The organism is Desulfonatronum parangueonense (assembly GCF_054656975.1).
In genome coordinates this window covers 3,712,249-3,731,861 of the sequence record NZ_BAAHXH010000003.1, presented here as the reverse complement: position 1 = coordinate 3,731,861, position 19,613 = coordinate 3,712,249, and the positions used below count along the sequence as shown (strand labels likewise).

Here is a 19,613-nt window from a genome sequence, read left to right as displayed (position 1 = left end):
CATTCGAGAAAAACTGCCTGGATACGCGCCTTCGCGGGAAGGAGTCGCCTCATTTTTTTGAGCCATTATCGTGTCATACTTGATTCTGCTGTTGTTCCATGGCGGCGGCCTTTTCCAGCGTGGCTTGGGTCTGGCGGTGCTTGAATGCCTCGACCGCCTCGCGCACGGCCCGGTGCTTCACGCCGAGGATTTGCGCGGCGAGAAGCCCCGCGTTTTGCGCGTTGTTGATGGCCACGGTGGCCACGGGGACGCCCCGCGGCATCTGGACGATGGAGAGCAGGGCATCGAGACCCTGCAACGATGTGGCATTGACCGGCACGCCGATCACCGGGAGCGCTGTGCAGGCGGCCACCATGCCCGGAAGGTGCGCAGCGCCGCCTGCTCCGGCGATGATGACCTCGAGACCGCGCTCAGCAGCGGTTTTTGCGTACTCAAAGAGCCGCTCCGGAGTGCGATGGGCCGAAACAATGGTCATTTCGTAGTGCACCCCAAGCTGCGCGAGAACCTCCGCCGCCGGCTCCATAACCGGCAGGTCCGAATCGCTGCCCATGATGATGCCGATTTCCGGCTTGCTCTTCACTGTTTTTCTCCATGAATTTTAAGGATATTTCTCAGGCGGCGCGCCGTGGCCAGCGCCTGCTCGGGATCGTCATCCACCGCCACGGCATGTCCCATTTTGCGGAAAGGGCGGACTTCGTGCTTGCCGTAAAGATGCACGCTGACGCCTGGAAGGGCGAGCGCTTCAGCCAGTCCCTGGATCACGGGACGACCCTCGGCGTCGGGCTCGCCGACCAGGTTGATCATCGCCGCCGGGGTATGCTGTTCGGTAAGTCCCAGAGGCAGCCCGGCAATGGCCCGCAGATGCTGCTCATACTGACTGGTTCGACAGGCTTCGATGGTGTAATGGCCGGAATTATGCGGCCGGGGAGCGACTTCATTGACCAACAATTCCCCATCGGTGGAGAGAAACATTTCCACGCCGAAAATGCCCACGTCATCCAGTGCCCTGGCGGTTTGCACCGCCAGATCGCGGGCTTGTCGGGCCAGTTCGTCGCTGAGACGCGCCGGCGCGAGCAGCAGGTCCAGAGCGTTGCTGCGCGGATCGAAGATCATTTCAACCACTGGATAGGTTTGAATTTCCCCGTCAGCCCCACGGGCCGTCATGACCGCCAGCTCCTTTTCCACCGCCACATGGCGCTCCAACATGGTAGAGCCCTGCAGAGCGTTTCCCAGGTCGGATTCATCTTGCAGAATTACGACACCTCGGCCGTCATAGCCGCCACGACGGCTTTTCTGCACCAAGGGAAAACCAAAGGCGCGCGCGGCATTTTCATCCCAGGCGTCCAGGCGGGTGAAGGCAGGCTGAGGCAAACCGTTCGCGGCCAGAAGTTCTTTCTGAAGGAGTTTATCCTGCAGGATTCCCAGCAGGCGCGGCGAGGGATGGATGACGGCGCCTTCGGCTTCCAGGTCATGCAGAGACTGTGCATCGATATGCTCCAAGTCGTAAGTGAGCACGTCGGATGCTTCAGCCAGTTCTCGAAGCTTTTCGCGATCAAAAAAACCGCCGACGATCTGCTGGTCGCAAATCTGCCCGGCCGGAGATGCGCCGGTTGGATCGAGAACCCGCACTTCAAAGCCGATTTTCTTGGCTTCCATCGTCATCATTTTCGCCAGTTGCCCGCCTCCGATGATTCCTAGTCGCAGGGGCGGACATATATAACGATCATGGGCAGGGTTCCAACGGGAGCGTTGCGAGGTTTGAGATTGTGACGTCAATTGATATCTTCCTTTCAGCTGGATCAGGTAGAGAAACACATAAACACGGACTCTAAAGCATTATCATCCTCAATTTCCAAGTCAATAACGTCTGCGAAAAATTCAAAAGCGGTTGTCTGCCTGAAGGCATGGGTTTACAATCGATTGTTTTTGCTGTCATCCGCTTCTTTAACCTGTCGGGAGCAAATCATCATTTTTTGCACCTGACTCCGTCAAAGGAAACGAGCGAGAATACAACCAGTCGATAATAACTTATCCCATCCGCCCGCTATTGCCGACCGGATTCAACGGTCTGCCCCTTCGGCGAATGGGAGCCGCTCGAACTTGATTTTTGCAACCACTCTTGAGTAAATCTCTTCACCAGATTCAACATTTCCGCAGTATGCCACCTCAACCGCCTCACAGGAGCAGCGCCATGCATCTTGGAAAACAGATCAGATTGGAACGGATACTGAATCGCAACACCCGGCGGGCCATCATTGTTCCCCTGGATCATGGCGTGACAGTGGGGCCGTTGTCGGGCTTGATCGACATGCGCCAGACCCTGAGCCGGATAGCAGGGGGCGGGGCCAATGCCGTGGTCATGCACAAGGGACTGGTGCGCTGCGGGCACCGGGGCAGCGGACCCGACATCGGCCTGATCATCCATCTTTCGGCCAGCACGTCCCTGTCTCCCTTTCCCAATGCCAAGACGCTTGTCGCCACGGTGGAAGAGGCCATTCGATTGGGCGCGGACGGCGTTTCCGTGCACGTCAACCTGGGGGATGAAAACGAGCGGATCATGCTCGAGGACATGGGCAAGGTCAGCGCAACGGCCGCCTCCTGGGGAATCCCGATGCTGGCCATGATGTACGCCCGCGGCCCGAAAATCGTCAATGAATTCGACCCGGCCATTGTGTCCCACTGCGCCAGAGTGGGCGTGGAACTGGGCGCGGATCTGGTCAAGGTGCCCTACACCGGCGACATGGACAGCTTCCAACGGGTGATCGAGTCCTGCTGCGTACCCGTGGTCATTGCCGGCGGACCGAAGATGAACAGCGTCCGTGACGTGCTGCGCATGGTATCCGACTCCGTCAAGGCCGGCGGCGCGGGACTTTCCATGGGTCGAAACATTTTTCAGGACGATGACCCGCAAACACTGATCAAGGCGCTGCACGGCATCGTGCATGACGACATGAGCGTGGATCAGGCCTTGGAAATGTTGGGACGTGATGACTGAGCATTCCAATACCTTTTCTCAACCCGAGCAAAACGGATCGTACAAGCCCTCACTCTCACCTCGAGGTCGGGGAAGCCGACGGCTGGGCAAGGTCCTGCTTTTTCTGCTGGCGCTCGTGATCGTTGTGGGCGGAGTTGCGGCATGGGACGTCTACCGTTTTCTGCACGTTCCGCCCCAGGAACCGGGAGAGAGCCGGATCGTGACCATCACGCCGGGCATGTCCATGGTCCGAATCAGCAACCTTCTTGAAGAGGAAGGCGTGATTTCCAGCGGGCTGCGTTTTCGCCTCTACGCCCAGGTCATGGGACAGGCAGCTTCGGTTCAGGCCGGGGAGTTCGCCTTGCACACCTCGTGGCTGCCCGAAAGAGTCCTGGACATGCTGACCTCCGGACGGGTCTATCTGCATCGGTTGCAGGTGCCGGAAGGACTGACCTGGTGGCAGGTCGGACAGATCGTGGAACAATCCGGACTGACCGATTTCGAAAGCTTTGCCCAGGCCGTGGCCGATCCGGACATCTTGCGCAAGCATCATATTCAGGCCGAGAATGCCGAGGGGTTTCTCTTTCCGGAAACCTACTTCCTGCCGCGGCCCCGCAACAATGACGCCCGGCCCATCGTGGAAATGATGCTCGCCTCTTTCTGGCGTGTCGCGGATGCGCAGTTGTGGCCCGAAGGCAGACCATCCTGGGATGAGGTTTGGGAGACGGTGGTCCTGGCCTCCCTGGTGGAAAAGGAAACCGGCCTGGCCGAAGAGCGAGAACGAATTGCGGGCGTTTTTGCCAACAGGTTGCGGATCGGCATGCGACTGCAATGCGATCCCACGGTCATTTACGGTCTGGGACCGGATTTTTCCGGACCATTGCTGCGGGTCCATCTGCAGGACGCCGATAATCCCTACAACACCTATGCCCACCCGGGTCTGCCTCCCGGCCCCATCGCCTCCCCCGGGCTGGCGTCAATGAGGGCCGTTCTGGAGCCGGAAGAGCACAATCTGTTCTATTTCGTTGCCGCCGGAGACGGGTCCCACAACTTCAGCCGAACATTGGAAGAACATAATCGAGCCGTCCGGCAGTTCCGGATGCTGCGCAACAATTAGTTGCGGTCAACCATGCAGGAGGCCATTGCAAAAGTCCGTGGCTGCCCCCACAACCTTGCAAGATTCCGTCAACATGTTGAATTTACTGACCGCTAACCACTGATCTCTGACCACTGCTTGGTGCAAATGACTTTTTTCACCAAGCTCATGCAGATGCTTGCATCACAAGTCATCCGACACTGCGTCCCGCAGGGACGCCTCCCCGGAAGGCCCAAAAAAAAACCGGATGAGAATCCGGTTTTTTATTAGCTAATCAGCACATGCGGAGCATGACCATTTCCCAGCACTGGATTCCGGCTTTCGCCGGAATGACGAATCGGAGCAAGCCGTTTCCATATTGGTCATACCGGCGAAGGCCGGTATCCAGATCTTTTTCTGGATCTGCTGAAAGTTACTTTTTTATAATTCGAGAGAGAAACGGAGGTCAAAAGTACGAGGGCTGTGCCTCGCCGGAAGTGGAACCGGACTGTTTCTCGGCTTTTTTGAGGGCTTGTTCCACCTTGCTTTTCAATTCAGTCAGATCCACGGATTTGACGACATAAAAATCAGCGGCGATGGATTTCAGGTCATGCTGGAAACTGTCGTAGGCCGTGCACAGGATCACGGGAATGGATTGATCCTGGCTGCGGATTTCCTGCAACAGATCCAGGCCGGAGCGGTTACCTTCCAGCTTGATGTCCAAGACCACCACCTGCGGTTTTTCCCGGGCCAACACCTCCAGGATATTCTCCGAACCATCAGAAGTGACAACGTCATAATCTTCCACCTGAAGTTCTTCCTGATACAGCAGGCGAATATGATGTTCATCGTCGACTACGAGTATTTTTCCCTTGGCCATAGTGACCTCCTTGGTGGGACGCATTCATTTCCATAGCTTCGCAGGATGATGCGACGGTTAGAGCGGATTGTATGTTGCAGCGCCGTTCATGCGCTGTAATGGACACGGCGGCTTTCATGGTACACAGAACGTTCGTGGGCCTCAACTCCAAAGAAACAGTTGAGTTTGACCGGCCACATGGATAGACAAAGAACAACTTTTTGTCGAGGTAACATTATGATATCTGTTCGTTTGGAACCCAAAGGCCAGGAAATTCAGGTCACCAAGGCGTCGACGGTCCTGCAACTGCTCCGACAACTCGGGCTTGGACCGAATGCGGCACTTGTAATCCGCAACCAGGAGTTGCTCACTCCGGATCGCAAACTCAACCCGGGAGACGACATCATCGTGCGCGGCGTCTCTTCTCGAGGGTAATCATGAAATGCCGCAAATGCAAAGCCCTGGCCGCGGTTGCCCTTCCCAGCCACAACACCGCCTTTTGCGCCGAGTGTTATCCTGATTTTTTCCGTTCCCAGGTGGAACGGTCCATTCATCGCCACAAGATGATCGCGCCACAGGAGAGAGTCCTGGTCGCCGTAAGCGGAGGCAAGGACTCGCTGGCGCTGATCATGCAACTTCAGGAGCTTGGCCATGACGTGCACGGCCTGCACGTGGACTTGGACATTCCGGACTCATCTCCGGAAGCAAGGCGTGTTTGCGAAACGTTTTGTGAAGCCTTGAAGGTGCCGTTGACGGTTGTCGAGCTGCGCCGGGAGGGGCTGTCCATCCCTCTGGTCAAGTCCCGGCTCACGCGCCCGATCTGCTCGGTATGCGGCAAGCTGAAGCGCTACTACTTCAACAAGTTCGCCATGGAGAACAACTTTACCGTTCTGGCCACGGGGCACAACCTGGACGATGAAGTCAGCCGGCTCTTTGCGAATACCATTCGCTGGGACTCAGCCTATTTGAGCGACCAGGGGCCGCTTCTCCCCGCCACAGCCGGATTCGCCTCCAGAATCAAGCCCTTGTATCGCCTGACCGAATTCGAGATCGCCAATTTCTGCTTCCTGCGCGGCATCGAACACGTCACGGCGCCCTGCCCCTACAGCGCCAAGGCCAGCTTTCCCGTTTACAAGGGGCTTTGGTCCGATCTCGAAACGCGCATGCCCGGGGCCAAGGTCCAGTTTTACGAAAACTTCCTGCGCGACGGCCGCCCTGTCTTCGCGGCCTGGGCTGACCGGCAGGAGAGTGAGTTGTTGGCCTGTTCCAGCTGCGGCTATCCCACCTCCGCGGAAACATGCGGGGTATGCAGGATCAAGAACATGGTCGGACAGGAGCAAGAGGCATGAATCGGTAGCAGCGGCATGGAAGACTCCTTGAAATTCGCTGCGCTGAGCAACCTGCTTGCTTCGATCCGGTTCCCGGACATGGCTCTCGTTCGACAAAAGCTGGACAGCACGGAACTTGGCAGTGTCGCCGCAGTCCTGGCCGTCCAGGCCAATGCGTTGAATTTCCGGGAAAAGGTCAAACCCGGTCAGACCGTGGCCATTGCCGTGGGCAGCCGGGGCATCCACCGTCTTGACCAGGTGGTGTGCGCTTTGGGCGATCTGTTCCGAAGCCTGGGCGCCCTGCCGTTCATCGTCACTGCCATGGGCAGTCACGGCGGCGCCACGGCCCAGGGCCAGGAGCAGGTCCTGGCAACCTTGGGCATCACGGCGCGGACCATGGGCATGCCTGTCCGATCAGGCATGGAGACGGTGGACCTTGGAACCACCGCCCAGGGGATGCCCGTGCTGGTGGACGCCCTGGCAGCACAGGCCGATCACCTGGTGGTCGTCAACCGCATCAAGGCCCACACCAAGTTCAAGGGTCCGGTGGAAAGCGGGCTGATGAAAATGCTGGCCGTGGGTTTGGGCAATGACCAAGGCGCCCGTCTGCTGCACGGCCTGGCGCCGGTGCATGGGATGTTCGCGCTGATCGAATCCGCGACCCAGGTCATCCTGAAAAAAGGCAATGTGCTGTGCGGCGTGGGGCTGGTGGAAAACGGGGCAGGACGGCTGCATTCGCTGCGCATCCTGCCTGGCCGGGAGATCCCCTGTCAGGAGCCGATCCTGCTGAACCTGGCCAAACAACTCGCCCCGAAGCTGCCCTTCCCCGAACTGGATTTGCTGATCGTGGACCAGATCGGCAAGGACATCAGCGGCACGGGCATGGACACCAATGTCACCGGACGCAACCGGGACATCCTCGGCGATTTTGCAACGGACACACGGGTCAAACGAATATTTGTACGTGATCTCAGCCCGGGAACCCAGGGCAACGCCCTGGGCATCGGTTTTGCCGACGTGACCACCGACAGGGTGATCCACAGCCTGGACTACTCCAAGACGATAATCAACGCCCTGACCGGCCTCAGCCCGGAAAAAGCCGCTCTGCCCCTGCATCTGCCCACAGACCGGCTGGCCCTGGCTGCCGCTATCCACACCCTGGGCGCAATCCCCCCGGAAGAGTTGCGCATGGTCCGCATCCAAAACTCCAAAAGCCTGCAGCTCCTGTACGTCTCACCAGTTCTCCTGCAAAACTTACCTGTTGATCTGGAACTCCTGCATCCCCCCAGGGTCATGGACTTTATCGGCGATGACCTGGCTCCCTTTGCGGACACGCCTCAGTATCCGGCGGGAGCACTCTCGCCGTAAGCTCAAAGGACGCTCAAAGGATGCTCAAATTGTCGAAGAGCTGCATGATGCCCAGCAGAAAGACCCGAAATAGAACTGCGCATGTTTTTTCCGGCTTTTTGTTCCGAAGCCGCCACGGGAGGAAGAATTGTTCCATTCGTTGAAGTCCAAGATTTTTTTGCTGATCTGCATGATTCTCGCCCTGGTGGCTGTTCTCGTTCTCTACTTCACTCACCGGGATGTGGAAGAAGCCATGTTCGACGCGGAACAACGCAGCGCCCGTAACGTTTTGGAGCTGGTGGAGCTGAACATCCAGAGCGGATACCGGGACCTGTTGCACAGTCGGATGGATGCGGTGAACGCACATCGCCGCACGCTGCAGGGCATGACCATGATGGTCCATACCGGCTTGGACGAGATATTTGCCGCCGACCCGCAAGCCGAGGAAGTCGGGCAAGAGGCCATGCAACGTGCCCTGAACTGGTTGAGCGTTCCCACCTTTGTGGAAGGAACCGAGTTTCTGGTCTTTGACCTGCAAGGCGTGCTTTTGGCCCATCCTCACGAGGAAACCCGGGGCTTCAATCTGAACCGGATTCGGGACATCAAGGGCCTGCCCCTGGCCAAATCCGTGGAGGAGGATATTCGTCGGCAAGGCCAGGCTTCGGCCACCTTTTTCTGGCCCTGGACCGATCACGACCGTCCGGTCAAAAAGTTCGGTTGGTTCGTTCACTATCCGCTCACGGACTGGATTATCGGAGCGGCCGTGGACATCGAAGAACTGGAACGGGAGGGTGAACGCAAGCTGGAGGAGCTGATAAACAATCTGCGGGTCAACTTCAGCAAGATCCGCATCGCCAAATCCGGCTCAATATTCCTGTTCAACGCCCAGGGCGAGATGCTCATTCCGCCGGCATATGAGCTGCTGGATCTTGAAAATGCGGTCAATGAACTGACAGGCGGCCTCATTCTGGAAGAACTCAAGGCCGCGGCTCAAAGCAGGGAACGGACTTCGATCCGCATCGTGCCCCGGACCGAGGAGGGCACCCAGGTCCGTGAAATAGAAGCGTTCAGCGGCTACTTCAGAACCCTGGGCTGGTATGTGGCCGCCATGGGTTATGTGGATGAAATCAACGCCCCGGCCCGGGATCTGGTTTCGCGCCTGAGTCTGATCATCGCCGGCGTGCTGCTGGCCAGTCTGGCCCTGGGTTTGGTGCTGTCCATTCGATTGACCAGGCCTCTGAACGCCTTGACGGAATACGCCAAATCCATGCCCGAGACGGACTTCACCTCTGCCGATCCGCGCAGCACGGCCATTGATCACCTGCCGCGTCAGAACAAGGACGAGGTGGGCAGGCTCGCAGAAGCCCTGATCTTCATGGACCACTCCCTGCGGGACAACGTCCGCTCCTTGCTCGAAACCACGGCCCTCAACGAGCGCATGGAAACAGAACTCAGCGTGGCCCGGGAAATCCAGCTCGGCCTGATCCCCAAAACTTTTCCGCCCTATCCCGACCGTCCCGAATTCGACCTTTTCGCCGTGCTGGAACCGGCCCGGGAAGTCGGGGGGGATCTTTACGACTTCTTCATCGACGAACATCACTTTTGTTTTGCCGTGGGCGACGTCTCGGACAAGGGCGTTCCCGCGGCGCTGTTCATGGCCGTCAGCCGTACCCTGTTCCGGATCGCCGCGGTGGAAGAATTGAATCCGGCCCGGATCATGGAAACCATGAACAACAACCTCGCGCCCAACAATCCCAACTCCATGTTCGTGACCTTATTCATCGGAGTCCTCGACGTTCGCACGGGCCATCTGCGATATTCCAACGGCGGGCACAATCAGCCGGTCATTGTGGACAGGGACGGCAAGGCCCGCTTCCTGGAAGGCCGAAGCGGCCCCATGGTCGGCGCCATGGAGGATCTTCCCTATCGTCCCCTGGAAACGAATCTGGCACCCGATGAACTGCTATTTCTCTACACCGACGGCATCACCGAGGCCATGAACACCAACAAGGATTTATACTCCGACGAAAGACTGCTGGCCACAATGGAGACGTTGCCGGAGCGCGATGCGACCGCTGCAATCCGGCACGTGCAGACAGACCTGGCCCTGCACGTGGCAGAAGCGGACCAGTCCGACGACATCACCATGCTCTGCATCAAGTTTCACGGCCAAACGTCGCAGGCGGCATGAACTTTTGCACGGGGGGCGAATCCGATGGATGTGGACAAAGACATCCACGGATCGCCCCTATCTGAATGTTGAAAAATCCTTTTCCGGCAGTTCACACAAAAACCCAAGTGCAAGGGCAGAAAAAAGCTCAAGGTCGAAGGGTAGTTACTCATACGTGAGAGTTTGAAACTTTTTGCGGCGACGCCGCAATTGGGAATTTTTCAACGGACTGCTATGGGATCACCTCCACCGAGTCCCCGACCTGAATAGGACCGCCCTCGAGCACGCGGATGAAAATGCCCTCCTTGGGCATCACACAGTCCCCGGCCTGATGAAAGATGGCGCACCGGGTATGGCACTCCTTGCCGATCTGGGTCACCTCTCCCAAGGCCTTTTCCCCGATGCGCAACTTCGTGCCCAGCGGCAGAACAGGCAGGTCGATGCCCTCTGTGGTCAGGTTCTCGGCAAAGTCTCCCGGTCCGACCTTCAACCCGGCATCCTGCATTTTCTTGATGCTTTCCATGGCCAACAGGCTGACCTGGCGATGCCACGGCCCGGCATGGGCATCGTCCTGCAGCCCATGTTCCGCCACCAGCATGCCCTGATCAATATTCTTCTTGCGTTGTCCCTTTTTAGGACTGGTGCAAACCGCGATAATCTTTCCCATGCGATCCATCCTCAAAAGTTAAAAATTTTCTTCATGTAACTACTCAGCGATACTAATGTTGTTGCCGGGTTTGGCTTGGAATCGGGGTCGGTATCGGTATCGGGATCGGTATCGAAGCGAACCCATGTGGAAGGGCATTCGTTTTTTTTCGATACCGATTCCGACCCCGATTCCGATTACCGGAGAAAGAACGTGTGCTGAATAGTAACTTCTTCACTTGCCACTGCCCTTCGGGCACTGCATACGTTGCATCACGCATCCGTCATAATCCAGCAAAACCAATTCCAGGTCCATTGCCCCCCGTGCCCAGCAACGACAATGGCGGCAGGCCGCCTCCAGAACCGCGCGGACAGCCTGCTCACAGCAGCAGGAGGTTCGCAACAGCTCCAGGGCGTGCCGCGCCGTGTTCGCCCCGGCGACGGCCGCGGCCAGCTCCTGTTCCACGCCTGAGCGCAGGGCCAATTCGGCAAGCTTGTCCAGATCCACCGGGAACAGGCGGGCATGGGTCTGGGGGCGGCCCTGGGCCATCTTGACCAGCTTGCCCCAGAATCCTCCCCAGACCAGCCGGCGCATGCCCCGCTGGGCAGCCTGACGCAGGGCGAAACCCGGATGATCTCCGGCCTGGATGAAAGCTGACCCAGGAAGCTCCGGCAGGACGGTTTCCAGAAAACGCTGCCCCCTGCCGCCGGTACTCAAGGCAACAGTGTCCAGCTGTTCCGCCAGGGCCACGTCCAGGCACTGGCGAATCGTATCCTTCCACGCCGCATGGCTGAACGCCTTTACCGTGCCCCGGGTGCCCAGAATGGAAATGCCGCCGATAATGCCCAACCTGGGATTGAGAGTTTTCTCCGCCAGGACATGTCCCTCCGGAACCTCCACCAGAACATGGACCCGGGAGGACAGGCCAAGTCGTTCCAACGTCTCCAGCAGGGCGCGTTGCATTTGCCGTCGCGGTCCGGGATTGATGGCCGCCTCGCCCACCGGCACGGGCAGCCCGGGACGAGTGACCGTGCCCACGCCCTTTCCTCCCTGGACGACTATCTCTGGACACGCCGCCGCCTCCAATCGGATGCGAACCACGATGGCGGCCTTGTGCGTGGCGTCGGGATCGTCGCCGGCCTGTTTGTGAACAGTGACGCGCACCGCCGGCCCCGCCGGGTCCTCCGTTTCCGGCTCCAGATGACTAACCGGGATGATCAGACGCTCATGCCCATCCGGACAGGGAATGCAGACCCGTGCAGCCCTTTGTCCGGCAGCCAGAAACAATAGCCCGGCCTTGGCCGCGGCAACCGCGGCGGAACCGGTGGTGAAACCGATGCGGACCTTGCCCCGTCGGTGCATGTCAAGGCACTTCCGGTACGAGCTGGATCAGGAGCATCACAAATCCGCCTGATCCGGCAAATGAGCCGCCTGCAGAGCCATCCCGGCCAGTGCATTCAGAGCGGCGGCGGCCAGGGCGGACCCTCCCTTGCGGCCTCGAATCAGGATGGAGGCAATGTGATTATGCTCCTGCAGCGCCTGTTTGGATTCCGCGGCCTGGACAAAACCCACGGGCATGCCAATGACCAGAGCCGGGACGACCCGGCCGACGTCCACCAACTCCAACAGCCGCAGCAACGCCGTGGGTGCGTTGCCCACCACCCAGATCGCATCGCGGTGCTCCGCCGCAGCCACGTCCACGGCTGCCGCGGCCCGGGTGCTACCCGTGGCTTTGGCTCGCTCCAGGGTTCGGGGGTCGTTGATCAGGCAATACCTCTCGCATCCGAGGGGATCGTAAAGCCGGGCTGAAAGTCCGGCCAAAGCCATGCGCGTATCCGTAATCACCGCGCACCCACGTCGAAGCGCGTACACCGCCGCGACCACGGCCTGGGGATGAAACCAAACCAGATCCAGGAGTTCAAAATCCGCGCTGGCATGGATCATCCGGCGGACCACGGGCCACTGGGTTTCGTCAAATGGACCGGGGGCAGGCGCCTCGGCATCGATGATCCGCATGGACTCATTTTCAATGTCCAGCCCGGCGGCGTTCAGAGGAATCGCTGTATGATCCGGCATGTTCAGGATCCTTATGAAACGGCTCCAGCCCAGTTTTCGCAGGCGCGGACAAAGGAGGCCGCGGCTGGGGGATGGGAACCGAAATGCAGGTGAATGTATGAGGCCAGCACGTTGGCGCGCTGAAAACCCTCCAGGGACTCCCGGCCCCGGCTGTCCGTGACCTTGTACACCGCAGATGCTTCGTCTGCCTGGGAAACGTCGAGAGCGGAATAGTGAAACTCGTGGCCCCGCAGGAGCGTACCGGACGGACCGAAGAGGCCCGCGGAACGAAGTTCAACCTTTCGGTAGCCCAACGCCTGGAATCGGGGATGCATTTTTGAGCGGGCCGGGAAAAGGCCGACCATGGGAAAAACAGCACCCTCCACATCCTCCAGTTCGGCCAGCAAATACTGCATCCCGCCGCACTCGGCATAAATGGGCATTCCGGCCTCGGCTGCCGCGGCCACGGCAGCTCGCATGGCATGGTTTCCCGTCAATTGAGCGGCATGCAACTCCGGATACCCGCCACCCAAAAAAAGGCCATGAACATTATCGGGCAAGGCCCCATCCATGAGCGGCGAAAAAAAGACGAGTTCCGCCCCGGCTTCCTCCAGAAGGCGAAGATTTTCCTGATAATAGAAACAAAAGGCCCTGTCCCGAGCTATCCCCAGTCGAACTCTTCCGCCTTGTTCATTGGCCGTGTCCAGACACGGAACGGTATGCAATGTCGAAGCGGATTGCCGGGAAATCCGCTGCAGCTGATCCATGTCCAAACCCTGTTCGCCCCAGTCGGCCAGAACTTGCCGTTGCGCCGCATCCCAGCCCAAGTCATCGGCCATGTGCAGGCCCAGGTGTCGGGAGGCAAGTTCCAGTTCGGAACGCCGAGGTAAAAAACCCAGGCAGGGCAGTTTCGGGAGATGGATTGTCACGGCTTCGCGCAGCATGGCTTCATGCCTCGGCCCTCCGACCTGGGTGAAGATCACCCCGGCCAGATCCAATTCCGGGTCGAAGTCCCGAAAACCTTGAACCAGGGCCACGGCCGAACGACCTTGAGAACGGGCGTCCACGACCAGGAGCACCGGCAACTTCAGCCATTTGGCCATCTGGGCTGTGGAGCCGGTTTCATCCGCACCGGAAGCTCCGTCGTACAGCCCCATCACCCCCTCTACCAGGCAAAATTCCACTCCCGCTGCATGACGGTGAAAGATCTCCAACACCCTCTCCCGGCTCAGCATCCATCCGTCCAGATTGTGCGCCGGACGGCCACAGAGCGCGGACATGTGAGTGGGGTCGATGAAATCCGGTCCAACCTTGTATCCTTGAACACGCACCCCCCGTTCCCGCAACGCAGCGGCCAGACCCAGCGCGACCATGGTCTTGCCGCACCCGCTCCGGGTTCCGGCGATCACAACACCGGAGGAGATTTGTTTATCTGCATGGGTTCGATTCATGTTCACATCGGCAAATTCAGAAAGCGGAAACGTCCGCTAACGCTCAAGGCGTCAGGTTCGGAAAGTTGAATAATAACTACTCAGCTCATCCGAATAAATACGAGCTGGATACCCGCCTTCGCGGGTATGACTGGTCTTGAGACGGCATAAACAAAGTCATTCCCGCGAAGGCGGGAATCCAGGTCATGCTTGCCCCAAGTTTGTGCTAAACTAACTTCTTCCCGTAATGAAGCTAGATAGTTACGATAAATATTCACCCTGTGCACCCAGTGGTTTAATCTTCAGCGTTGCGACATGTTCCAAGCAGTGTCGCTGCAGAATTATTTCGCACGCAGATACAGAACCTTCTGCCCTGATCCCGGCGACTCCCTTTCCTCGGTTACGAAGAGATCCGTCTTGGCTTTCACGAGTTCGGAAAGTTTCTTGTACCCGAAAAGCCTGGGATCGAAATCCGGCTGCAGCTTGGTGAGGTAATTGCCGAAGGTTGCCAAGTGCGCCCAGCCTGAATCGTCGGTCGACTGATCGAGGGCTGTCAGCAGAAACTTTTGCGGAAAAGCATGTTTTTGCTCCGTTTGCTCCGTTTGCTCAGGAGGCTGTTGCTGGGTGTGGCTGGGACCATTTTCTGTTTTTGATTTTGTCTTGCTCTGTTCTCCGGACGGACGCAGGACTTCCGTAAAAATGAATTTATGGCAGGCGTTGCGAAAGGCGTCCGGTGTTTTTTTTCCACCAAAGCCCAGCACTGTCAGACCCTCTTCACGAATGCGCATGGCCAAACCGGTAAAATCACTGTCGCTGGTAATCAGGCAAAAACCGTCAAATTTTCGCGTATACAGCAAATCCATGGCATCGATGATCAGCGTGCTGTCCGTGGCGTTCTTCCCGGTGGAATAGGCGAATTGCTGAACCGGCTTGATGGCGTAGCGCTGCAAAACCTTCTTCCAGGACGAACTTGTCGGCGCGGTAAAATCCCCATAAATGCGTTTTACGGTCGCTTCGCCGAACCGGGCGATTTCCGCGAGCAGTTCCTCGATCACGGCAGCCTGCGCGTTGTCTGCGTCAATAAGTACCGCCAGGCGAAGCGAGGGTTCTTCCGAATCGTTTTTGGAAATCTGTCGAGCATTTGTCATGGTCCCTCCTGGTCTCGGGGATTATCCGCCGAAAACTGTCCGGCCGGATCATGATTCTATCCGGAGCGGCAGGCGGAAATGGATCAGTGCCGCTCTGCGGCCTGCGTCGTCGCGGCGTTCTTCAACGGCAAACGGCTGAAATCCCAGCTTCGTGTAAAGCAGCATGCCGATGACGTTGGCATTGAAGCACGAGATATGCACCTCTGTGGTCCGGTGTCGGGATACGGCAATATCAATCATTTCCAGAACCAAGGATCGCCCCACGCCGCGGCAGCGGACCTCCGGTGCAACCGCCACATTGCCGATGGCGCAACTGCCTCCGGTTTCCCAGCGATAAAAATTGGCAAAGGCCGCTGCCTTGCCGTCAAGCTCCGCCACAGTGGAATCCGAGCGGACTTCAATGGCCGCGGTCAGCTGTGAAGGCGTTAGCGGGAATGCGGCCCTGGGGAACATAAAGAACAATTCCTTTGCGGTTTGCGGAAAGCTGCAGATGACAGGAATATCCCGCTTCTCCACCGGGCGGAAACGCAAATTCACCAAATTCAAACCAACCCTTTGCGTTCATTGTTCAGTTGGAAGTATCGGTTTTCTTGATGCAGGCGAATGTAAGGTACTCGCTCTCCCCGTCGGCATAGGCAGCCCGGTGAACCTCAAAACCGATGTCGGACAGGATATCCATCCAGGCATCCAGGGAAAAAATCCCGAGTTCGTGCCGATCCGTCTCCACCCGCAACCGGCCCTGCTCCCGGATCAGGTAGATCATCGTCGATTCATACTGTTCATCAAGTGGGTCAGGGTCATAGACATTCTGGACAAAAACCACCTCGATTCCTTCCGGTTGATACTCGCGTACGCCCGGGGTGCAGGTCGTCAGGTTTTGCCGGAAGGTCTCGGTGGTGACGTCCGGGGTGGCGATCAGGACGCCCCCGGGTTTCAGATGGTCAAATGCATTGCGCAGAGCTTCGGCCAGATCAGTCCGGTTCAGCATGTAGGAAATTCCGTCATCCATGACGACGGCGTCAAATTTGCGATCCAGCGAAAAGGTGCGCATGTCTCCGATGACGAATTCGCATTCCGGGTTGAGCGAGGAGGCGAGATCGAGCATTGCCGGACTCAAATCCAATCCGGTGACCTGAAATGCGTGCTTCAGATTGAAAACATTCTTGCCGCCGCCGCAACTGATGTCCAGCAGTGTTGCCGCGGGACGTCGCGCATGTCTTTGGATAAGCCGGGTCACATGAGCACAGTACCGCGCATACTCATCCCTGTAATCCCCCCACATGGGCCAAAGCCACGCCAGATCCGCATACAGGCGCGGTTTTTCACCCACAACCGCCTCCTGATCCGAAAGATGCTCTTTCATGAAGCATTTCCTTACGTTCACGGGTGTAACTCCACCATGGCATGCCCGGCGCTCCTTCCATATAACGGACGGCGGAAATGAAAACGTCGAGCAGGCAGGGGTCGTGCTTCTTTTCCGTCAGATCCTGCAACTGCTCGAAAAGGACATACGGATCCCGGCCGAGGAGATCACCGGGCTGGTCAATGCCGATACAACGAAACTTTTCGGCAATAATCCGCCCGACATTCGGGATGTCCTCCAGTTTCTTGACGTCCTCGTGCTTCATTAGCTGTCCCTTTGCGCATCATGTTGCGATTTCTTGTGCTATCTTCAAGCGCGTCCATCCGCAAGAACTGATTCTCCCACAGGAAGAACCCTGATGACTATTCAACTCATCCGGCGTAGCCGGACCGAATACCCTCTTTCGCGGGCATGACTGGTCCGAAACGGAGTAAAAACAAAGACCTTCCCGCGAAGGCGCGAATCCAGGGCATGCTTGCCATGAGTTTGAGCCAAGCCAACCTCTTCCCGGTCCAAAGCTGAGTAGTTACGAATCCTGAACATCACATTTCCATTATTCCGAACCATTCGACGGAGAAACCTTCAAGCTGAACAGGGCGCTGCGCCTTCCAAGTTTCGAATGAAGGACTTTGACAACATTATCAAGCAAAAGGCAAAATTCCAGACTCCCGCAGTGTGATATCGCATTGCGATTCAAAATATTCAAGGAGATTTCATGTTCCGCCAAGTCATCCTCGCAGGATTCACGATACTGTCCTTTCTGAGTTTATTGATGATCGTCATTCCTCCTGCTTCTTCTTACGCGCAGCAGACGTCAATCCTTGAACAGTTCGGAGTTGCACTAGGCGGCTCGGCACAGCCCGGCATCACCCAGGCTGGCGTTGAACGGCTTTTGAGAGATCTGGAAGACCCTGAACAGTTGGAACGATTGAAAGAAAATCTTCGTCTTCTTCTCGCTGCCCAGGCGGCTGATCCGGACTCCCCGGTATCCGACCCTGAAGGACTTGTCGTGGATCTGCTTTCCTCCGTGTCCGGATCCATGCAGGAGGTGAATCGGCTTTTTGCCGAAAGCATGGACAAGTTGCTGGAGATACCTGCGCTTCTCGGCGATTTGGCCGTACAGGCACAGGATCCTGCCGTACTGCGGACATGGGGAGAAATGCTTGGGAAGATCGTCCTGGTACTGGTGGTGGGCTTGTTGGCCCAGATGCTGGTTTCGCGACTTTTTGGCGGAATCCATAAAACTCTTGAAGACCGCGAGGCGGACAGGAAATGGTTCAGAATCCTGCTGCTGTTCGGGAGAACCTTGCTGGATCTGATACCGATCATTGCTTTTGGTCTTGCTGCCTACGGCATGCTGTTGCTTCTGGATCCACGGGTCGTCACCAGGCTGGTTGCCCTGACCCTGGTCAATTCCAGCGTACTTGTGCGTGTCATCCTGACGTTCACCCGGCTGGTGCTGGCGCCGAAAGTGCCCTCGCTGAGCATTTTGCCCATGCGCAGTGAATCGCAGCGTTACTTGTACATTTGGATGCGTCGCGTCGTCAGAATAGGCGTCTATGGATATTTCCTCCTGGAAGCAGCGTTCATTCTCGGCATTCCCGCCAACTTGCATCTTTTTCTGTTGAAAATGCTCGGCCTGATCATTACGCTTATGGTAATCATTTTTATCCTCCAAAACAGAGCTGACGTTGCGTCATGGCTACGCCGTGGTCAACCCGCTCCAGATCACATCCCCTCTGAACCAGATGCAAGCGACCCTGCCGTCCGGCAGCACCAGGTGGCGGATGCCCTGCGCCGACGTCTCGCTTCATTTTGGCATATCCTGGCGGTGATGATTGTCGTCGGCATTTACGGAACATGGGTTCTGGAGGTTGAAGGTGGTGCATATTTTGTCGTCAGGGCTGTGATCCTGACCTTGCTCATTGTTGGCTTGACGGCGTTGCTCGACCGCATGAGCCGACGAAGCATTTATCGGCTGTTCAAGATCAGCGATGAACTCAAGGAGGATCATCCCCTTCTGGAAGCCAGGGCCAACCGATACCTACCGCTGTTCAGACATACAATCCACACCCTGCTCTATCTTGTTGCTTTTTTCTCCATCATGCAGGTCTGGGGACTCGGAGCCTTCAACTGGCTGCTGTCGCCCCAGGGTTCGGCGATCATTTCCAGTCTGTTGGTCATTTGCTTGATCATTGCCGGGACATTCCTGGTCTGGGAACTCATCAGCGCCAGGATTGAAATTTCCTTGGACAAGGAGCGTCGCAATGCAGCGGACAGAAAAAGCAGTACCCGCGCTTTGACCCTGCTGCCCATGCTCAGCAATGTTTTTTGGATCGTTCTGGTAATTATTGCCGGCATGAGCGTGCTGGCCCACCTGGGTTTCAATATTGCGCCCCTGCTGGCCGGCGCCGGAGTGATCGGCCTGGCAGTCGGTTTTGGCGCCCAAACCCTGGTCCGGGACGTGATCTCCGGGGCCTTTATCCTGCTGGAGGACTCCATTGCCGTGGGAGACTGGGTCGAGGCAGGCGGCCACTCCGGCACGGTCGAGCACCTCACCATCCGGACGATGACCCTGCGTGATTTGGCCGGCACTGTACAGATCATTCCTTTTGGGGAGGTCACCGCAATCCGCAATTTCAACCGGGGCTATGGTTACGCGCTGATCGATGCCGGGGTGGCCTACCGGGAAGACTACGGAGAAGTTGTCCAGGCCTTGCAGGACGTAGCCGCGGAATTGCGCCAGGATCCCCTCTGGGGACCTGAAATTCTGGATGATCTGGAAGTATTCGGACTCAACAACCTCAGTGATTCCGCCGTGGAGATCCGGGTGAGGCTAAAAACACTGCCCAGCCGCCAGTTTTCCATCCGCCGGGCGTTTCTGGAAAAGATGAAGCGAATTTTTGATGAACGCGGCATTGAAATCCCATTCCCGCATCAAACCATCTGGTTCGGTGAGGATAAGAAGGGCTTTGCACCTCCGATGCGCGTCATCAGGGAGTCCAAGGATTACCAATCATCTCCCGCGCCCATCACATCCTCCGAAAGGCCGCGTCAAAAGCAGGAAATCCAGTACACTTCAGAAACCCAGGCTTCCAAGGAAGTGGTCCGGGAACAGGAAAAAAATGCGCTGGAGCAGGAAGAAACCGAGCGGATTGCCATGGAGAGAAAGGGGTAACGGCTCAGCACATTTTTGGCCTGACTGTATCTTCCGCGGG

General features: G+C 57.6%; 18 protein-coding genes. 7 read left to right on the top strand and 11 right to left on the bottom strand.

Annotated elements, in window-relative coordinates:
* Nucleotides 1-73: 73 nt before the first annotated feature.
* Together purE and purK are read right to left on the bottom strand one after the other, a co-directional pair.
* Entirely contained in the window at nt 74-580 is a 507-nt protein-coding gene (purE, locus tag ACYQ15_RS16700) for a 5-(carboxyamino)imidazole ribonucleotide mutase (protein WP_459938635.1), read from the bottom strand.
* On the bottom strand, nt 577-1,815 hold the full coding sequence (gene purK / locus ACYQ15_RS16695; RefSeq protein WP_459938634.1) for a 5-(carboxyamino)imidazole ribonucleotide synthase: 1,239 nt from the start codon (nt 1,813-1,815) through the stop codon (nt 577-579). Before purK ends, purE begins: the two co-directional genes overlap by 4 nt.
* 376 nt (nt 1,816-2,191) lie before the next feature.
* Between purK and ACYQ15_RS16690 the strand changes: the two genes are divergently transcribed.
* Together ACYQ15_RS16690 and mltG are read left to right on the top strand one after the other, a co-directional pair.
* Nucleotides 2,192-2,995, top strand: coding sequence for a 2-amino-3,7-dideoxy-D-threo-hept-6-ulosonate synthase (locus ACYQ15_RS16690; RefSeq protein ID WP_459938633.1), 804 nt, complete (start codon nt 2,192-2,194; stop codon nt 2,993-2,995).
* A complete protein-coding gene (gene mltG, locus ACYQ15_RS16685) occupies nt 2,988-4,091 on the top strand; it encodes an endolytic transglycosylase MltG (RefSeq protein WP_459939607.1) in 1,104 nt (367 codons plus the stop codon). Before ACYQ15_RS16690 ends, mltG begins: the two co-directional genes overlap by 8 nt.
* 424 nt (nt 4,092-4,515) lie before the next feature.
* Here mltG and ACYQ15_RS16680 read toward each other — a convergent pair whose 3' ends face one another.
* On the bottom strand, nt 4,516-4,929 hold the full coding sequence (locus tag ACYQ15_RS16680) for a response regulator (protein WP_459938632.1): 414 nt from the start codon (nt 4,927-4,929) through the stop codon (nt 4,516-4,518).
* Nucleotides 4,930-5,145: 216 nt separating this feature from the next.
* On the opposite strand from ACYQ15_RS16680, the gene ACYQ15_RS16675 reads away from it, so the two are divergent.
* The 4 genes from ACYQ15_RS16675 to ACYQ15_RS16660 all read left to right on the top strand — a co-directional run bounded on the left by ACYQ15_RS16675 (nt 5,146) and on the right by ACYQ15_RS16660 (nt 9,774).
* Nucleotides 5,146-5,343, top strand: a complete 198-nt coding sequence (locus ACYQ15_RS16675; RefSeq protein ID WP_459938631.1) for a MoaD/ThiS family protein — start codon at nt 5,146-5,148, stop codon at nt 5,341-5,343.
* 2 nt (nt 5,344-5,345) lie between these two features.
* The gene (locus ACYQ15_RS16670; RefSeq protein ID WP_459938630.1) at nt 5,346-6,257 is read left to right on the top strand and encodes a PP-loop family protein; all 912 of its coding nucleotides are present in this window, start codon (nt 5,346-5,348) and stop codon (nt 6,255-6,257) included.
* Between the two features lie 27 nt (nt 6,258-6,284).
* Nucleotides 6,285-7,604: a nickel pincer cofactor-dependent isomerase, group 22 gene (locus tag ACYQ15_RS16665; protein ID WP_459938629.1), complete on the top strand. Its 1,320-nt coding sequence runs from the start codon at nt 6,285-6,287 to the stop codon at nt 7,602-7,604.
* Nucleotides 7,605-7,731: 127 nt separating this feature from the next.
* Nucleotides 7,732-9,774: a SpoIIE family protein phosphatase gene (locus tag ACYQ15_RS16660; protein WP_459938628.1), complete on the top strand. Its 2,043-nt coding sequence runs from the start codon at nt 7,732-7,734 to the stop codon at nt 9,772-9,774.
* Between the two features lie 211 nt (nt 9,775-9,985).
* Here the strand turns inward: ACYQ15_RS16660 and ACYQ15_RS16655 are convergent, their stop codons facing one another.
* From ACYQ15_RS16655 to ACYQ15_RS16620, 8 genes are all read right to left on the bottom strand, one after another.
* The gene (locus ACYQ15_RS16655) at nt 9,986-10,420 is read right to left on the bottom strand and encodes an MOSC domain-containing protein (RefSeq protein ID WP_459938627.1); all 435 of its coding nucleotides are present in this window, start codon (nt 10,418-10,420) and stop codon (nt 9,986-9,988) included.
* A gap of 213 nt (nt 10,421-10,633) precedes the next feature.
* A complete protein-coding gene (cbiD, locus tag ACYQ15_RS16650) occupies nt 10,634-11,761 on the bottom strand; it encodes a cobalt-precorrin-5B (C(1))-methyltransferase CbiD (protein ID WP_459938626.1) in 1,128 nt (375 codons plus the stop codon).
* A 36-nt stretch (nt 11,762-11,797) separates the two neighbouring features.
* Nucleotides 11,798-12,475: a precorrin-8X methylmutase gene (locus tag ACYQ15_RS16645; RefSeq protein WP_459938625.1), complete on the bottom strand. Its 678-nt coding sequence runs from the start codon at nt 12,473-12,475 to the stop codon at nt 11,798-11,800.
* An 11-nt stretch (nt 12,476-12,486) separates the two neighbouring features.
* On the bottom strand, nt 12,487-13,905 hold the full coding sequence (locus tag ACYQ15_RS16640) for a cobyrinic acid a,c-diamide synthase CobB (protein ID WP_459938624.1): 1,419 nt from the start codon (nt 13,903-13,905) through the stop codon (nt 12,487-12,489).
* A 320-nt stretch (nt 13,906-14,225) separates the two neighbouring features.
* Nucleotides 14,226-15,032, bottom strand: a complete 807-nt coding sequence (locus ACYQ15_RS16635; protein WP_459938623.1) for an NYN domain-containing protein — start codon at nt 15,030-15,032, stop codon at nt 14,226-14,228.
* 48 nt (nt 15,033-15,080) lie between these two features.
* Nucleotides 15,081-15,569 (bottom strand): GNAT family N-acetyltransferase, encoded by a 489-nt coding sequence (locus ACYQ15_RS16630; RefSeq protein WP_459938622.1) that lies wholly within the window; start codon nt 15,567-15,569, stop codon nt 15,081-15,083.
* Between the two features lie 31 nt (nt 15,570-15,600).
* Nucleotides 15,601-16,395, bottom strand: coding sequence for a class I SAM-dependent methyltransferase (locus ACYQ15_RS16625; protein WP_459938621.1), 795 nt, complete (start codon nt 16,393-16,395; stop codon nt 15,601-15,603).
* Complete coding sequence (locus ACYQ15_RS16620; RefSeq protein ID WP_459938620.1) at nt 16,355-16,660, bottom strand: helix-hairpin-helix domain-containing protein; 306 nt, start codon at nt 16,658-16,660, stop codon at nt 16,355-16,357. The genes ACYQ15_RS16625 and ACYQ15_RS16620 overlap by 41 nt, the downstream gene beginning before the upstream one ends.
* A gap of 450 nt (nt 16,661-17,110) precedes the next feature.
* Between ACYQ15_RS16620 and ACYQ15_RS16615 the strand changes: the two genes are divergently transcribed.
* Nucleotides 17,111-19,573 carry a mechanosensitive ion channel family protein gene (locus ACYQ15_RS16615; RefSeq protein ID WP_459938619.1) on the top strand — a complete coding sequence of 821 codons (2,463 nt, stop codon included), beginning with the start codon at nt 17,111-17,113 and terminating at the stop codon, nt 19,571-19,573.
* The last annotated feature ends 40 nt before the right edge of the window (nt 19,574-19,613 follow it).

Coding starts and splice junctions, on each gene's coding strand:
- ACYQ15_RS16690 (WP_459938633.1), top strand. CDS start 2,192: ATGCATCTTGGAAAACAGATCAGATTGGAACGGATACTGAATCGCAAC.
- mltG (WP_459939607.1), top strand. CDS start 2,988: ATGACTGAGCATTCCAATACCTTTTCTCAACCCGAGCAAAACGGATCG.
- ACYQ15_RS16680 (WP_459938632.1), bottom strand. CDS start 4,929: ATGGCCAAGGGAAAAATACTCGTAGTCGACGATGAACATCATATTCGC.
- ACYQ15_RS16675 (WP_459938631.1), top strand. CDS start 5,146: ATGATATCTGTTCGTTTGGAACCCAAAGGCCAGGAAATTCAGGTCACC.
- ACYQ15_RS16670 (WP_459938630.1), top strand. CDS start 5,346: ATGAAATGCCGCAAATGCAAAGCCCTGGCCGCGGTTGCCCTTCCCAGC.
- ACYQ15_RS16655 (WP_459938627.1), bottom strand. CDS start 10,420: ATGGGAAAGATTATCGCGGTTTGCACCAGTCCTAAAAAGGGACAACGC.
- cbiD (WP_459938626.1), bottom strand. CDS start 11,761: ATGCACCGACGGGGCAAGGTCCGCATCGGTTTCACCACCGGTTCCGCC.
- ACYQ15_RS16645 (WP_459938625.1), bottom strand. CDS start 12,475: ATGCCGGATCATACAGCGATTCCTCTGAACGCCGCCGGGCTGGACATT.
- ACYQ15_RS16640 (WP_459938624.1), bottom strand. CDS start 13,905: ATGAATCGAACCCATGCAGATAAACAAATCTCCTCCGGTGTTGTGATC.
- ACYQ15_RS16635 (WP_459938623.1), bottom strand. CDS start 15,032: ATGACAAATGCTCGACAGATTTCCAAAAACGATTCGGAAGAACCCTCG.
- ACYQ15_RS16625 (WP_459938621.1), bottom strand. CDS start 16,395: ATGAAAGAGCATCTTTCGGATCAGGAGGCGGTTGTGGGTGAAAAACCG.
- ACYQ15_RS16620 (WP_459938620.1), bottom strand. CDS start 16,660: ATGAAGCACGAGGACGTCAAGAAACTGGAGGACATCCCGAATGTCGGG.
- ACYQ15_RS16615 (WP_459938619.1), top strand. CDS start 17,111: ATGTTCCGCCAAGTCATCCTCGCAGGATTCACGATACTGTCCTTTCTG.